Origin of the sequence: Clostridium sp. BJN0013, assembly GCF_040939125.1 — a bacterium.
Classification (GTDB): domain Bacteria; phylum Bacillota; class Clostridia; order Clostridiales; family Clostridiaceae; genus Clostridium_B.
This window is the reverse complement of the sequence record NZ_CP162495.1, coordinates 469,411-486,175: the sequence shown is the minus strand read 5'-3', so window position 1 is coordinate 486,175 and position 16,765 is coordinate 469,411. Positions and strand designations below refer to the sequence as shown.

Annotated in this window: 13 protein-coding genes and 1 pseudogene; 2 read left to right on the top strand and 12 right to left on the bottom strand. The window is 35.5% G+C overall.

Annotated elements, in window-relative coordinates:
- Positions 1-70: 70 nt before the first annotated feature.
- Positions 71-1,216, top strand: coding sequence for a glycosyltransferase family 4 protein (locus AB3K27_RS02570; protein WP_368489690.1), 1,146 nt, complete (start codon positions 71-73; stop codon positions 1,214-1,216).
- A gap of 163 nt (positions 1,217-1,379) precedes the next feature.
- Here AB3K27_RS02570 and AB3K27_RS02565 read toward each other — a convergent pair whose 3' ends face one another.
- The 9 genes and pseudogenes from AB3K27_RS02565 to AB3K27_RS02525 all read right to left on the bottom strand — a co-directional run bounded on the left by AB3K27_RS02565 (position 1,380) and on the right by AB3K27_RS02525 (position 12,833).
- The gene (locus AB3K27_RS02565) at positions 1,380-2,282 is read right to left on the bottom strand and encodes an SDR family NAD(P)-dependent oxidoreductase (RefSeq protein WP_368489689.1); all 903 of its coding nucleotides are present in this window, start codon (positions 2,280-2,282) and stop codon (positions 1,380-1,382) included.
- On the bottom strand, positions 2,279-2,695 hold the full coding sequence (locus AB3K27_RS02560) for a UDP binding domain-containing protein (RefSeq protein ID WP_368491152.1): 417 nt from the start codon (positions 2,693-2,695) through the stop codon (positions 2,279-2,281). The genes AB3K27_RS02565 and AB3K27_RS02560 overlap by 4 nt, the downstream gene beginning before the upstream one ends.
- A 75-nt stretch (positions 2,696-2,770) precedes the next feature.
- A pseudogene (locus tag AB3K27_RS02555) lies at positions 2,771-3,561 on the bottom strand (UDP-glucose/GDP-mannose dehydrogenase family protein); the annotation flags it as partial.
- A 333-nt stretch (positions 3,562-3,894) separates the two neighbouring features.
- Positions 3,895-4,740 carry an EFR1 family ferrodoxin gene (locus AB3K27_RS02550; RefSeq protein ID WP_368489688.1) on the bottom strand — a complete coding sequence of 282 codons (846 nt, stop codon included), beginning with the start codon at positions 4,738-4,740 and terminating at the stop codon, positions 3,895-3,897.
- A 444-nt stretch (positions 4,741-5,184) separates the two neighbouring features.
- Positions 5,185-5,427 (bottom strand): hypothetical protein, encoded by a 243-nt coding sequence (locus tag AB3K27_RS02545; RefSeq protein ID WP_368489687.1) that lies wholly within the window; start codon positions 5,425-5,427, stop codon positions 5,185-5,187.
- Between the two features lie 78 nt (positions 5,428-5,505).
- On the bottom strand, positions 5,506-8,121 hold the full coding sequence (gene ppsA, locus AB3K27_RS02540) for a phosphoenolpyruvate synthase (RefSeq protein ID WP_368489686.1): 2,616 nt from the start codon (positions 8,119-8,121) through the stop codon (positions 5,506-5,508).
- Positions 8,122-8,536: 415 nt separating this feature from the next.
- Positions 8,537-10,633 carry an FtsX-like permease family protein gene (locus AB3K27_RS02535; protein ID WP_368489685.1) on the bottom strand — a complete coding sequence of 699 codons (2,097 nt, stop codon included), beginning with the start codon at positions 10,631-10,633 and terminating at the stop codon, positions 8,537-8,539.
- Positions 10,630-11,391, bottom strand: coding sequence for an ABC transporter ATP-binding protein (locus AB3K27_RS02530; RefSeq protein WP_368489684.1), 762 nt, complete (start codon positions 11,389-11,391; stop codon positions 10,630-10,632). The genes AB3K27_RS02535 and AB3K27_RS02530 overlap by 4 nt, the downstream gene beginning before the upstream one ends.
- A gap of 290 nt (positions 11,392-11,681) precedes the next feature.
- A complete protein-coding gene (locus AB3K27_RS02525) occupies positions 11,682-12,833 on the bottom strand; it encodes a transposase (protein ID WP_368489683.1) in 1,152 nt (383 codons plus the stop codon).
- Between the two features lie 270 nt (positions 12,834-13,103).
- Between AB3K27_RS02525 and AB3K27_RS02520 the strand changes: the two genes are divergently transcribed.
- Positions 13,104-14,375, top strand: a complete 1,272-nt coding sequence (locus AB3K27_RS02520; protein ID WP_368488380.1) for an IS110 family transposase — start codon at positions 13,104-13,106, stop codon at positions 14,373-14,375.
- Positions 14,376-14,560: 185 nt separating this feature from the next.
- On the opposite strand, the gene AB3K27_RS02515 is transcribed toward AB3K27_RS02520, so the two are convergent.
- Genes AB3K27_RS02515 through AB3K27_RS02505 form a run of 3 tightly spaced genes read right to left on the bottom strand, consistent with a single transcriptional unit; the run spans position 14,561 to position 16,407 of the window.
- Positions 14,561-15,562, bottom strand: coding sequence for an ATP-binding protein (locus tag AB3K27_RS02515; RefSeq protein WP_368489682.1), 1,002 nt, complete (start codon positions 15,560-15,562; stop codon positions 14,561-14,563).
- Positions 15,528-16,214: a response regulator transcription factor gene (locus tag AB3K27_RS02510; RefSeq protein WP_368489681.1), complete on the bottom strand. Its 687-nt coding sequence runs from the start codon at positions 16,212-16,214 to the stop codon at positions 15,528-15,530. The genes AB3K27_RS02515 and AB3K27_RS02510 overlap by 35 nt, the downstream gene beginning before the upstream one ends.
- Positions 16,192-16,407: a DNA-binding protein gene (locus AB3K27_RS02505; protein WP_368489680.1), complete on the bottom strand. Its 216-nt coding sequence runs from the start codon at positions 16,405-16,407 to the stop codon at positions 16,192-16,194. Before AB3K27_RS02505 ends, AB3K27_RS02510 begins: the two co-directional genes overlap by 23 nt.
- Positions 16,408-16,765 lie beyond the last annotated feature (358 nt).

Below are 16,765 nucleotides of genomic sequence, written 5' to 3'. Positions count from 1 at the left end.
TTTATTTAAATATAAGCAAATTTGGAAATTCAAAAAATTATAATCTAACAGGGGATATAGGAGGGATAATGTGAAAGTAGCTATTTTTACAGATACTTTTTTACCCCAGATAAATGGAGTTACCAACACTTTAAATAAACTTATAGAATATTATGAAGCAAATAATATTGAATATTTAATATTTGCACCTGATAACGATATAGAGAAAAACGAAAGTTATAATGTTCAAAGATTTTTTAGTATAAAATTTTTTCTCTATCCGGAATGCAGAATAGCTTTTCCTAACACTTTCAAAGTAAATGCCTCACTATCTAGTTTTAAGCCAGATATAATACAGCTCATGACCGAATTCAACATGGGAATGACCGGATTAAAGTATGGGAAAAAACATGGGATACCTACTGTATCTAATTATACAACTAATTTTTGTCAGTATTTAAATTATTATAATTTAGACTTTTTAAATAATTCCATATGGGCTTATATGAGATGGTTTCACAATCAAAATAATTTGACATTATGTCCGTCGGAAGAAATAAAATTGTATCTTAAAAAGGAAGGAATAGCAAATACAGATATTTTTTCAAGAGGCATAGATTCTAAAAAGTTTAATCCTGAATTGAGGAGTGAGGATCTAAGAAGACAGCTTGGTATCAATAATAAATTGGTATTTTTATATGTAGGCAGGGTTTCACCCGAGAAGGACTTAGATATTTTAATTGATGCTTACAGACAAGTCTACAATAAATATAGAGACAAGATAGTTCTTATTATAACAGGAGAAGGTCCATACCTGGATAAATGTAAAAATAATTTTCCCAAAGATACTATATTTACGGGATTTAAGAAAGGAAAAGAATTAGCACAAATTTATGCATCCAGTGACATATTTGTGTTTCCTTCTTCAACAGAGACCTTTGGAAATGTAGTACTTGAGGCTATGGCCTCTGGTATCCCTGTTATAGGTGCTGACGCAGGGGGAGTTAAAAATATTATTGACCACAGAATTAATGGCCTTAAGTTCAAAGCAAGGAATGTCAATGAGCTAATTGGTTTAATGGTAGAGTTAATTGAAGATGAAAACTTGAGAAACACGTTAAGGACAAATGCCAGAGATACTGGACTGAAAAGATCCTGGAATAAGGTTTTTAGCAGACTTATGGATACCTATAATGATATTTTACTTAATAAAAAGAATGGTGTTATCAGTGCTTAATTATATTATAAAATCAGGCGGAACCAAAATTGCAACAAAGGTCTATTAAAGGTAAGCAGTAAATTGCTCAGCGTTATATTTGCAAAAAAACGGATGGTTGTAAAAAACTATTCGTTTTTTACTTCATTGCAATACCACTCATAAAATTTTTCAATACCCTGTCTTATATTAACTTTGGATTATATCCAATGAATTTTTTTGCCTTGCTTATATCCGCATAAGTAACGGGTGCATCACCTTTTTGTATATCCATTCTATTGATAATGGCCTTTTTACCTACAACATTCTCTATGATTTTTATTAAATCATAAAGAGAGATGGTTTCACTGTTACCAAGATTAAATATTTCAAATTCAAAATTTCTGTCTATCAAAGAAGTTATTCCATCCACTATGTCGTCTATATAAGTGTAATCCCTTTCACTCGAACCATCACCAAACATATTTATCGGTTTGCCTTCATCTATATTTTTTGTGAATATATGTATTGCCATTTCCGGCCTCTGCCTTGGCCCGTAAACGGTAAAGAATCTCAAGCAGGCCGTACTTATTCCATATAATCTTGTATAGGTTGAACAAAACAATTCCGCAGCTCTTTTTGCAGCAGCATAAGGTGAAATCTGAAGATCTACACTGTCATTCTCTGAAAAGGGAAGTTTTGAATTAACCCCGTATACAGATGAAGAAGAGGCTTCAATAAATTTTTTTACTCCTCTTTCAGCACATATTTGAAGTAAATTTACAGTGCCTTTAATATCTATATCCACATATTCAAGAGGATCTTTCAGGGAATTCCGGACACCTGCCATGGCAGCCAGGTGTATGACCAGTTCTATATCATTTTCAGCAAATATTCTATTTATCAAATCCTTGTCAAGTATGTCACCTCTATATAGTGTATAGTTATCATTTTTCAATGCCATCTCAATGTTTTTTTCCTTTATTTCAGAAGCATAATAATCATTAAAATTATCTATATTTATCAGTTTGTATCCTAAACTCAACAACCTATCACACAAATTGGAACCTATAAATCCCGAACCGCCTGTAACCAATATGTTTTTCATTTTCTGCCAACTCCTTCATAATCAAAGCCAATCTTTTTCATTTCCTGTAGTTCATATACATTCCTAAAATCCAGAAACAAGGCACCTTTCATATTACTTTTAATTTTATTTAAATTCATGCTTCTAAATTGATTCCATTCGGTAGCTAAGACAACTGCCTCCGCATTTTTACAAGCTTCATATTCATTCTTGCAATAATTAAATTGAATTTCAGAATAAAATTTCTGACAGTTACCCATAGCTATTGGATCATATACATTAACTTCTGCCCCTTCTTCAATCAACCTTTTACCTATGTAAAGAGCCGGTGATTCTCTTAAATCATCTGTTTCCGGCTTGAATGACAATCCCCAAAGTGCTATCTTTTTCCCATGTAAATCATTGTTAAATCTATTCTTTATCTTGCTAATCATTCTTTCCTTTTGGGCGTCATTTACTTTTATAACAGTCTCTGTAATTTCAGACCTCACGCCAGCTTCTTTTGCTATGTGCACTAATGCTTTAGTGTCTTTTGGAAAACAGCTTCCCCCATATCCTGGGCCAGTTTGTGAACATCAGCTCCAACTTCCTCGCATATATTTGCCATTTCATTTATAAAAGAAATTTTAGTCGCAAGAAAAGCATTAGAAGCATACTTTATCAACTCTGCAGTTTCCAAATTAGTTATAACAAAAGGCACACTTATAATATACAATACTTTATATATTTGCTTCATTATCTCCTCAGCTTTTTTGCTTTCAACCCCCACAACGACCCTATCCGGATGTGTAAAATCTTTTACAGCAGCTCCCTCTCTTAAAAATTCTGGATTGGATACTATATCAAAGTCATAATTTACATTCCTTGCATTCAATACATCCCTTACCTTTGCTTTTACCTTTTGTCCCGTTCCTACAGGAACTGTACTCTTATCTACAATGATTTTATATTCATTCATATATTCCGCCACTTCGCAAGCTGCATCAAGCACATACTGCAGATCTGCTGAGCCGTCTTCCAGCGGAGGGGTACCAACTGCAATAAATATAACCCTCGAGTTTTCAACGGCATATTTCAAGTCACTTGTGAAACTCAACCTACCTTGATTCATATTTTTCTTTACTATATCATAAAGCCCCGGTTCATATATAGGCATTTCTCCACTTTTCAACTTTTCTATCTTGTCTAAATCATTATCCATGCATATGACATTCATACCAAATTCTGAAAGACATGCACCGCTGACCAAACCTACATACCCTGTCCCAATAACTAAAATATTGTTATTAAACTGAAACATCAATTTACCTCCTAATACTAAAAATAATTAACACTGTTAATTTTCCTCATAAGCCTTATGAATACATTCCTTAGCCCTTCCGAAATCCTTAGTATTTTTTATTGCAATTTGCAAATCTCCAGTTCCCCAATAGTCAACATTACCTAAATTTCAAATAATCTTATATCGGATTATTCCTAACCGCATTTTCACAAATATTATAGTATATGGGGAGACAAAACACAGCATAAAACATTCTTAAAATTACTGGGACCGTAAAGAATGCACATGTTCATTTACAAAATAAAACACAATATAATTATCTATTATGTGCCATGGGAATCAGTACTGCGGTTAAATATTTTTACATGTCGATCCTTTTATAATATCCTCAACCTTAACATTTGGATTGTGATATCTTCTGCGCCCGATTGTTTTTCTGCCATACTCTATTGCTTCATATGGGCACCACTGAATACAGGCAAGACACCGCTCACAATGATGCTGCCAAACCGGATTCCGATCTTCCATTTTTATATTGTTTACAGGGCATACTCTGGCGCACAGACCGCAGCCACTACACTTTTCGCTCACCTCAAATTTTTTGTCCCATTCGGAGATACCTTTGTATAAATAACTGCAATTGGCTATCTTACTAAGAAGCCTGGCCTTTCTTCTAACCGGCTGCAGCTTGCCACCAGCAACTGCTTCGGCGGCTTCATCTGCCTTTTCCATTGCATTTTTTATCAGTTTTTGTACAACATCGGGAGCGAAAGCCTGATACTTCACGATATAATTCCCCGGCATCTTTACCCCAGCTGAATAGGACAGACAAACACCCTTTTCTTTTAAGATATCGTCCAGCATCCCCAAAGTATCCGCTCCGTTTCCACCGAAATTTATAAATGCAAAGCAATAAGTTCCTTTAACGATATTGAGGTTTTGTACAAAGCGTTTTACAAGTCTCGGTAACCCGATATAAAAAACGGGAAAGACGAAACCAATCGGATTATCAGGACCACCAACAGGCTCATCCGTCACCCTTACAGCCATGGACTTAATTATACAGTTTCCAAGTCCCTTTGCAATTTGCCGGGCTATTGTCAGCGAATTGCCCGTAGCGGAAAAATAATAAATTGTCGGATTCATTATATACGCCTTCTTTTCTATTGCTATCTTTACTATTTCTTCAGCACTCATTTAACCTCACACCCTTAATCATTATTTATCATAATTATACCCTATAATATAGATAAATTATCTGCCCTAATCATTTAATTTTTCTTCACATTATCAGCAAAATATTCCATCATTTTGTGTACTTTATGTACCCTTGGTGGTCACAGACCTGCTTATCACCCCAGTCTATAAGAATATAAAATGCACAATAAAAAAAGGAATTAAAATTTACAGTCTCTATATATAAAAACAAACCACATTCTGGAATAAATATCCATTATATAGTTTCAATTAATACATAAAATAAGGATACCGTTTGTTATAACAAATTTTCCATAACTCGCACTACCTTGGTTACCCCTCCAAGACTTAGTAGGTGTTCTCCTGCTTTTTTAGAATTATTTATATAAATAGATGTTCTATTAAAATCATTTACCTCTAATGAAACTCCTGCTCTTAAATTAACTATTGAGTCTGCATTATATCTCCTTTCGAATCCATTGCTCGGGCATATAATTTGAGGAACCCATACATCAGACCCGTCATAATGCTATTTTGGCCTCCATGATTTATGTAGGCTATAGCTTCTGGCATAAGTTTACTAAAATCAAATCTTTTATCAATATTAATATGGCATAGATCAGCTGCTCTTGAAAATGAATCTCTTGTTTCTGCCATTGCTGACATGGGTGCAATTAAAACTCTCATGATATCATCCCCTTGTAAGTTCCTCATAATAATACTATTTTAAATTTCAATGCAATGAGGAAGGCAACATCTTCCCCATTATAGGATTTCTACATAGCCTTCTGTTCCATTAACCCGGATTCGCTGCCCATCTTTTATCAGTTTGGTAGCATTTTCTACTCCGACAACTGCTGGTAAGCCATATTCACGTGCAATAACTGCTCCATGGGTCATCAGTCCGCCAACTTCGGTGACTAGGCCTTTTATGGATACAAACAATGGTGTCCAGCTAGGGTCAGTAAAGGAGGTGACTAATATATCTCCATCTTCCAGATCAGCGTCTTCCATGTTTAAGATGACACGTGCTCGTCCCTCTATAACTCCGGAAGAAACAGGTAGGCCTACAATAGCGCCCGCTGGGAGATTTTCTCGTTTGTACTCACCTGCAATGATTTCACCATCAGAGGTAATAACACGAGGGGGAGTTAGTTTTTTATATAATTTGTACTCGTCTTTTTGTTTGTTGATGATCTGGTAATCCAGTTTATTTGTGCGTACGATTTCGTGAAATTCTTCAAAAGTGAGATAGTATATATCTTCTTTTTCATGAATAACGCCCGCTTGTACGAGTTGTTCGGCTTCTTTCAGCAAAGCCTGCTTATAAACGAAGTAGCGATTGGCAATGCCGTATTTGGGATATTCACGATAACCGATGAAATTCCGGATTAGATCGATCATTCGTTTTGTTTCTTTGACTTTTTGCTCACCATCCGGTAATTGCTTCAATTGATCTAATAATTCTCGCTCTTTTTTCAAAGCTTCCTGTCGCCCTTGCTTAAATTTCCGATTGCTGGCATTAGGCTCAAGGTTTTTGATGTTACTGAGAATCATAGGGACAAGTGTAATTGGTTTTTCGCTCCAACGAGTTTTAGTAATATCGATTTCTCCGGCACATCGCATTCCGTATTTGTTAAGATAAGCATATACAGCATTTCGGGTTTCCTGTCCACCATCAAACTTAACCAGTTCATCCAAAAAGTTATCATCTTTTACATGCTGTAAATACTCAATTACTTCCGGATAAGGACGAATCACATCTGAGACATCCAATAGCTCCAGACCCATTTCCGAAGTAATATTGTTTGGTACAGATTGAGAAAGCGTGTCCGCTACGTTTTTTTCACCTAACCACTTCATCATGTTTTCATTGATCCATGACGAAGCATTCATAGCAGTCATAATCACATCCGAGCTTTGTGGATCAAATAAAATCTTCTTTAATTGCTGGATATCTTCTAGGATAAAATCAAATAGATCCGATCCTGATGACTTTTGGATGTTTTGTCTTAACTCTTCTATGGATGTTTGACTACTCTTAATCAAATCGGAAACGATTGTCGGATGGTTTTCGATTTGTGTATGAAAACCCGAAGACGACATACCTTTATTGCTTTTACTGGTACTCTGTTCTTTCTTATCATTTGGTAACGATTTTATAAAATCTCCTCGCTCTATTATGGTCATGAGTGCGTCTTTCATGAGCGGATCGTGTTGTCCCATGGTATTTAATAAACTTTCTCTGCTATCAGGTGAAGCCAGCATATGTGTAACATCAACAAACAACCTTCCACCAGCTTTACACATGGGTGCACTAGTTGTCAACAGGAAAAAAGACAATCCCAATGGTTTCATGGGATCGGTCATCATTTGTTGGTGACCAACAGATACATAAACGTGATTTTCCTGATCATCTGCTTCAGGGATGGGGTATAAAGTAGTGATTGGCCGACTCTGGACAATATAGAATGTATCATCAGCCAAACACCATTCGATATCCTGGGGACAGCCAAAATGTTCTTCGATCTTTCTGCCCATGCACTCAAGCTGCAAAATCTGCTCATCTGTCAGCACTTGCCTATTCTGCCGCTCAGGCTCAATCTCCTGTTCTTTAGTACCGCCATCTTTTAAGGCATAAATAGCCAACTTCTTGGTGGATATCTTCTTATCCATAACCTTGCCGTTACGCACTTTATAAATATCAGCATTCACCAGGCCGGAGACCAATGTCTCACCAAGCCCGAAACTGGCATCAATGGACAACACTTTCCTGTTAGAAGTGACGGGATCGGCAGTAAACAAAATTCCTGACACCTGCGGAAAGACCATCTTCTGAACAACCACAGACAAGTGGACTTTACGGTGATCGAAGCCGTTTTGAAGGCGGTAAGTTACTGCCCTTTCGGTAAACAGCGATGCCCAGCACTTGCTGATATGCTTTAGGATTGCCTCCTTTCCAATAATGTTCAAATACGTATCCTGCTGGCCTGCAAAGGAGGCCGTCGGTAAATCCTCTGCAGTTGCACTGGATCGTACTGCATAGGCATTTTTTTCACCAAACTTTGTGAGATAACCCATGATCTCTTCTGCTATATCCTTAGAAATAGCTATTCTTTCGATGACCATGCGAACTTTCTTGCTAACTTCACCAACTTTTTCCCTATCTTCTACTCTAAGATGTGATAATTCATCTAATAAACCGTTAAGTTCCTCATTATTCCCCGTTATCATTTTATATGCTTCTGTGGTAACACAAAAACCTTCCGGTACTAGAATCCCCTCAACCTTGGATAGTTCCCCTAGATTGGCACCTTTACCCCCGACCATGGAAAGCTGTGTTTTGCCAATTTTCTGAAAGCTAAGCACATATGAATTCATACATATTCTCCTTCCTCTTTTCTAGATATAGGTGAAGCAATTCTCTATGAAGTTATATCTGTTCCTATAATACACACAATAAGCGCAAATTATAAGCCTGTTATTTAAAAATTTCATATGATATAATAAAATTGAGGGGGAGTAATTGATCCTTTAAAGGTAAGGGGGTCATTTTCCTTTATCAACATAAACAAATACGCAAAACCTATACCTTAACACAAATATCCTTGGTTCTGCGTAAAAGTTAGACCCCCTTAAAATCGAGAAGAAGGTTAATCACCGTTAGTAGCTTCAATACTTCTGATGTAAATTTTACCATTCTTGTAAATATATGTTTTAACCATTCTTTTGTGCTGCTTCAAAATTGTTGAGATTTTTATTAAGGAAATACTTTATTATAAAGAGAAATTTTTTATCAAACTTCAACGCCTCTAAAAAATTTTTTCCTAAGCGACAGATAAAGAAGTGCGTCCAAAGCCGCGATTACCCCTATTATTATCCATATGAAGCCCATCATATAGCCCACATAAGGGCTAAACACAAGTTCTGCATGCATGTATACCGTTCCTAAAATGACGCCTATGATAAGAGGGGTAAAGAAAAGGATTGCCAAGTGTGTTGTCAGGTATCTTCTACACTCTTTGTCGTTTACTCCTATTCTTTTTAGTATCACAATCTGTTCTTTTTCTTCATCAATATCAGTAACAATTTTATAATACAATACAATACCTGATGACAGTAAGAATAAAAATCCTATGAAGCTAAACGCAAAGAACGTAAACCCACCAATACCAAACGCCATATCAAAGCGTTCTTGCTTGTAAATTGGTCGCAAATTGGTTATATCGTCTTTTACACCAAATACTAAGCTGGAGCTTTCCCATAAGCTTTCATCAGCACCATTTATCTTGCGCAGCCCGTCAAGTATGGCATTAAAAACCTTTTTGCCATCACCTGATTTCAGACTAAACAAATAGGCGGTTTCTGTCTTGGCTTTCAGCTCTGCATACACCTTGTCGTCAACTACATCTGCCAAAACACCTGCATACTCAATATTTCCATAGGAATCAATGAAAGGAGCATACATACTTCTTGTTTTTTCTCTGCTATATACTAAATGCTTTGTATTTCCCAATTTGCGGACAAAAGTATCCATATCCGTAGAATTTGCCCCAAATGCTTCTGCATGGGTTACACCTTCTCGCCAAGGCTCAATTGTGATAACCGTATCAAAGTCAATGAATTCTTGTGCTTTTGCACTGGAATTATAGACAAGCAGTAATTCGTCAGGTTTAACATCAAGATGTAACCCCATATGCCTGTTAAACTCGCTTTCGCTGATGACCATACTATCCTTATAGTTTTCTAAATAATAATTGACAAACCCTTCCTTGGTATTCCTGTAATTTTGGCAGCTTGCAGATTTCAAAGCGGAAAAAGTGTCTAAAACGTCGCCTGCACTTCCCACAAGTTCCTTAATCTCATCTGAGCTTATATTATTTATATTGCCGCTTGTTTCAATCATAAAATCGTAGGGAACAAATTCCTTAATGGTCTTATCATTATAGGTATAGATTGATATGCCCATACCCATAAAATAGATGGCCACAAAAATTAATAGCGAAACGATATACAATGTTACTTTATAGGAAAAAAATCGGTGACTGAGACTTCCAAAAGTCAAAATGTTTCTGTTATAAAATGCAGGAAATCGCTTACTAAAATATCTCACAATATCAATACCAAAAGCTATTAAAAAATACAACGATACGATGACAACAAAGAAGGTAAACAATGGGATCAGTACGGGATGATTGCTTGTAATATCCCTGGCCCATTCACTTCTGGCTAAAAACTCGTGAAAAAAGAACGTTGAAAAAATGCATATAACGGTAGCAACTGCACCAACAACTGGACGTGACTTGAAAACGCCTTTGGTGCTGGAGGACTTCATCATCTGTACAATAGAGAGTCTGCGGATAAAGATGTTGGTAAAAAGCATGTTAAAAAGGAAGACAAGGATAAAAACACCAAAGCTCAGCAAAAAGGTTCTGTAGTCTATATAGTAAATATCGTTATAGCTGAACCCGGTGAAGCTTAATATTCTGCCAAGTATCATATAAAACAATTTTGACAGCAAAAGTCCGGAAAGCATACCGAGAACCATAGATCCGGCAACAATGACAAGGCTCTCTATATAAATCATTCGTATTAAGTCTCTGTCCGTCATGCCTAAAGTGAGATATAGTGCAAATTCACGGCTTCTCGATTTTACAAAATATATACCTGTATATGCTACAAAAACGATGGAAAATAAAAGGATGGCATATGCTGCCGCGTTAATATAAGGAGACGCTGACCGAAAAGAACCGTTCTGGGCTAAAATTTCATTAAACATCAGGCTGCCGTACAAAAATAAAACTGCAACGACAAAGCTGTTTACAAAAAGATAGGAAAGAAAACGCCTTAAATTATATTTTAGGTTTTTGCCCACAATATGCCAAAATGTCATTCCTTATCGCCTCCCACTATGCTTAAGGTCTCCAATATCTTGTCAAAGAAGACCTTTCTGTCGCCCGAACTCTGTATTTGAATGTTGATTTTACCGTCTTTGATAAAGATAATCTTCTGGCAGTAGGATGCGGCAAAGGCATCGTGAGTAACCATCAATATGGTACAGTTTTTTTCTTGATTCATCTGTGTCATCATTTCCATAATATTGGCCGACGACTTTGAGTCAAGATTACCTGTCGGTTCATCGGCAAAGCATACCGCCGGGTTGGTGGAAAGTGCCCTCGCAGCCGCCACGCGCTGTTTCTGACCGCCGGAAGCATGGTATTGATATTTCTCGGCAAGGTCGCTTATGCCGAAGAAGTTCATCAGTTCATTCACGCGGTCTTCAATTTTTTGCGGCGGTACTTTATCCAGAATCAGCGGTAAAGCGATATTTTCTTTCAGTGTCAGGCTTTCAAGAAGATTGAAGTCCTGAAAGATATATCCGATTCTTTGCCGGCGAAACAGCGCCAACTCATCTTTTTTAAGCCTATCAATGGGCTTGCCGTCTATGATTACTTTGCCTGATGTTGCAGTATCAATACCAGACAATATATTGAGAAGCGTGGTTTTTCCACTGCCACTTGGTCCCATAATCCCGATAAACTCACCCTTAGAAACGGTGAGATTCACGTCTTGTAAAGCCCGGACCTCCTTTGCGCCCTTAAATGAGTGATATACTTTTGTTAAGTTTTCCACCTTGATAATGTCATCCATAAATTCATCTCCTTGTATTAGTGTAATTATAGTATAGTGAAAAAGGCGCATAGTTAAAATCGATCTAGCTTACAATAACCTTGCAATTTTGAAAGAAAAGATAGACTAACACTCTGACCTACGGACAGTAAATTTATATAAAATTCCATTAAAGTATAATGATTGATGTTGATGTTTATACTCAAGGATTTAATCATATTCCTAATTGATTATTATTGAATAAATTGATTAAAATGTAAGTATAAATTTATACTTATAACAGTGTTTTATGTCAATGTAAATAAAAGGAACTAATATTCATATAATGTAAAAGCAATTTTTAAATAATAGGTATTTCTTAAAGAATAATAACATCTTTTGAACCATTTAACTCCAGCCCTAAATAAGCTGTAGATTCTTACCTGTTTGTCTCTCAATGTTTTTGTAGCCCCAATAAGTTTATTTTTCTTATCTTTTGTACAAGATGTTCCAAGGGTTATCATCCAGCAGTAAGCTATACAAATGCATAAATATAAGGTTCTTGCATACTGGATATTATGTGTCCAGGTACCTTCTAAATTGAACCCACCAGATTTAAAATCTTTAAACATTTCTTCTATATCAAATCTTTTTTTATATTCTCTAATTGAAAAGGTCTGTTCTAAATTATTTGCTATGAACCAGGTATCATCAGAACTTTCTGCCCTGCAGACTGCCAGATTGCATATATATTTTTTAGATGTTAATTTTACATTGTAAAAGTGTCTTGTCTTTCCCTTTAAAGGTATTATATTTCCCAGCTTTTTTATATTTGGTTTACCGCATATTGATATTTTTAAATTTTTTGTACACCTGATACAATACTTGAATTTTAAAGTCTTATCTATAAACTTAAACAAATCGACACTTTTAAATCCCCTGTCTGCTAAAATTGTAACATCAAAATTATAGGGAACTACTATTTTATGTATAAAATTAAGTCCTTGTTTAATATACTTGAAATCTTTACTTCCCTCATCTTTATATAAGAACATCTTATACCACAGGGGAACTGCCCTTCTTCCCACTTTTAAAGAAAACTGTAATATAACAAATTTATCTATAATAGTTGTGTGATCAAAAATTATATATATTTTCTTTGAATGACTTTTATACTTTTGTAGTAACCTATATGCGAAGAATTCATATATTTTCTCACAATTAATAGCCTTGTTAGTTAAAAATCTTCTCAATCTTTTAATTTTACTTTCTTCTGTACCTGAAGAATAGGAATCCTTCAGCTCTTGAGATATTTTGGATAATATAACTGACTGTGAAACTATTATTCCTACAACTATAGCTATTAAGTTATTTAAACGGTATGATGATAAAATTATCATTTTTTCTAGTATTTTTTTTAATTCTGTAGTAATATATTCTTGATCATTGATCATAATAACATTCATTCCTTTCGCTGTGCTCAAGGCACAAAAATTAATGAAAGAGTGATTAAAATTACCAATTACTGTGAATAATATAGACAAGTATACAGGTGTACTACAGAGCACGGCGGGGTGAGTGTGATTGCACTTCACTGTAATCCGTATAATAACATGTGCCGATTACTCTTTTAAGTACAAATAAGTGTGCCCTAGGGCACGTAAGTTAATCTTTGTTTAAACAAAGACCGTTTAAAAGTATGAGTATTCAGTCAACACCTGTGTACTTTATTTTTTTATTTGTAGGTGATATAAATGTTAAAAATCGTTTATTCTATTTGTTGCGGTATTGATGTTCACAAAAAATTTGTAGTTGCAACTGTAACATCAACCAATGAGAATAACATCACTACCTATGCAACCAAACAATTCAGTACTTACTCAAAGAATCTTTTCCATTTAAAAGAGTGGTTATCTGAGCATAACTGTAAAGAAGTTTGTATGGAAAGCACCGGAAAGTACTGGATACCTATCTATAACATACTTGAAGATTCCTGTAATATTACTCTGGCTAACCCAAAGTACGTTAAAAACATTCCCGGCAAAAAAACTGATAAAAAAGATTCTCTATGGCTTGCAGACTTACATAAGCATGGATTAGTTAAAGGAAGTTTTATTCCTCCAAAGGCCATAAGAGAACTACGAGACCTTATGCGCTATCGCTTTAAACTTACAAATTTCCGTTCAAGTGAGAAAAACAGATTCCAAAATTCATTAACAGTTTCAAATATCATGATTTCAAGCGTAGTATCAGATACCTTTGGTAAATCATCATCAGCTATAATTAAATATGCCATGGAGCATCCTGATAAATTAGATATAGACTATACTCAATTTCTACACAAGAGTATGTTATCTAAGGCTGACGAAATTAAGATTGCTATGCAAGGAAGCATCTCTAAAAATCAAACAGCAAAGATGTCTGTATGCTTGAATCATTATGATTATATTAACAATTGTATTTCTCAACTTGATACTGCCATTTCATTAATTTCAAGTGAATTTAAGTCACAAATTGAGCTTATTGCTTCTGCCCCTGGGATAACTACACAATCTGCTACAACTATAATTTCTGAAATTGGAGTGGATATGTCAGTCTTTCCAGATGCTAAACATCTGTGTTCTTGGGCAGGTCTTACACCACAAAATAATGAAAGTGCTGGCAAAAAGAAAAGTGTTCGTATAAGCCGTGCCGGAGCTTATTTAAAGCCAATACTTATTCAGTGTGCTAATGCAGCAATAAAAAACAAGTCCTGCCCATACTTTAAATATCGTTATGAAAGTATAAAGAAAAGACGTGGGCACAAAAGAGCAATTATTGCTATAGCAAGAATGCTTTTAACCTGTATTTATAATATGCTTTTAAAAAATGAAGCCTTTGATAATTCTATTTATGAAAAATATCTAAAAAGAGAAAACACTTCTCGACATTTTCAACCTGATATAGATAGAATTATTTTATTTCTTCAAGCTCAAGGCTTTGAAGTAACAAAAGTAAGTCAAGAGATATCACCGAAAATAAGTTGATTTTTAATTATAAATAATATAAGTCTCTTTTTTTGACCTCATTTTAATAGGTCTTTTTGTCATGTTCAAAAACACCTGAATTTCTTTCAAGTTAAGCCACCTTTTCTAGTAAAATTGTGCTGCAAATCAATTTTATACTATGAATTGGTGCTTTTTATTATTTTCAGAATATTTCTATACAAATTTTAATTCCCATTTATATGGTTATTAGCTGTCCGTAGGTTAGGACTAACACTTGTTCCTTCACCTACGGCGGATGTCAGAGTTACCTCAATACCAAGTTGCTTTGCAATGTGTTTAACCATAAAAAGACCTATTCCTGTGGCGGCTTTATGGTTTCGCCCGTTTTTGCCCGTGAAGAACAAATCGAAAACTCTTGGAACATCTTCAGCTTCGATACCTATGCCTTCATCACGTATTGTAAGTACAGTGTGTTTTTCACCTGGGTTTATTTCCATATAAATATTTTTACCTGAAGGACTGTATTTAATTGCATTTGAAATGACTTGTTCTAAGATATAAGCACACCACTTTTTATCAGTATAGACATAGGTAACTTCACCATAAAGTTTCGGAAACACGCCTGCATATATAAAGTCACGTTTCTTTTCATTGATAACCATATTAACTAATCCGTGAAGATCAACACGCTCCGGCACATAATCATTTGAAAACTCATCAAGCCGCAGAATGTTCAGAGCTTGCTCCAAATTTCTTTTCAGCTTTTCATTTTCCAGTGAAATATCGCCAAGTGCATCTGAGGATGGATTGGCACAAGCAAGTTCAATAACGGCCAAAGAGGATTTCATGTTATGGATAAAACTGGAAAACATCGAATTGCGCCCTGCCAACTTATCATTCATGGTGGTGATTTTTTCATTGTAATTCTTATGTATTTCCTCTATAATCTCAAAAACGTAGGTCTCTTTGCAAGTTTCGGGATTGGATTTGTAGCCCTTGCTGTGCTTTGCTCTGTCTAAGCTGTTTAAAAAGCCGTGCATACTCACAGCTTTAACAATCAAATAAACAATTAAAATGGTCAGGCTAATCAAAGTGGGATAGGCTATAATGATCTGAGTGAAAGTTAGATTAAAAATCAAAAGCATCATAGCGGTGTTGACGAGATAGAAAACAATAGCTTTCCTTTCGCTATCAATTGTTTTGCGCAGAAGCCGGATCAAATACATAGCCAACACCTCTTTTCGTGCTGATACAATTTTCCAGACCAAGTTCCATGAGCTTCTTTTTCACGCGAGTAATATTTACGGTTAAGGTATTGTCGTCAACAAAACTCACATCGTCCCAAAGTTCTTCCAAAAGCTGCTCACGGCTGACAATTTGCCCTGCATTTTTCATCAAAAGTCGAAGAACACGATATTCATTTTTTGAAAGCTCCGTCCCTGCATCCTTGTACGATATACGCATAGTATCTTCATTCAAGCAGAGCGTGCCGATAGAAATACCACCTTTTTGGTGCTCTGACTCTCTACGCAACATAGCGTTTATTTTAGCAAGCAATACGCCAATGGAAAAAGGTTTTGTGATATAGTCTTCTGCACCGTTTTCAATTCCGCGTATTTGGTCGCTGTCCTCACTTCGAGCGGAAATAATTATGACAGGGATTGAATATTGTTTCCTAATCAGTTTTAGGTAGTAGAATCCATCAAACTTAGGTAATGTAATATCTAAGAGAATGAGCTTCGGTGATACTGCGCTAATTGTTTTATAAAGCATATCGTAGTCATTTAGTACATGTACTTCAAAACCGTAAGCGTTCAGGTATTCCCGAATATATTTTTGTAAACTTTCGTTATCCTCAATCAGTAGGATAGTGCTCATATGCCGTCGCCATCTCCTTTGCCTTATTCTTTTTATAACGTCCATCAACAGGCTTTTCCGCATCAGCCGGAACAAGCCAAAGGTTGCCTTTTTTAATCGTGCCTTTTATTCGTCTGTCCACGCAATAATATGTTACCATCCAACCAGTGATGGCCCACTTTTCTCCCGCTTCTTTTACAGTCAAATATTCCATAAATATTATCACCTCGCTAAAATTCTATGTGTATTATATTTCAAAAGCTTGAAATATGCAAATAAATCAGAATATTAAGATGCATATATTGAATTTTTACTATACAATTCCATTTAAGAACAAGTGGCATATTTAACCTCATTCCCCTTGCTATTTTCATGCTTAGTTCTTGGGGCCGCATTAATGCTCCAACGCATTCCTAACTGTTTCATTCTTTGGCGAATAGCCATTTTGTTACCAATTTCAATCCCATCACTTCTTATTTACAAAGAAAATTCGTTTGCTACTTTATTCTTTTTTACTAACTTCCATTTTGAAAATTTAGTGCTTTGAGAATCATTATAAATCACTTTATCTG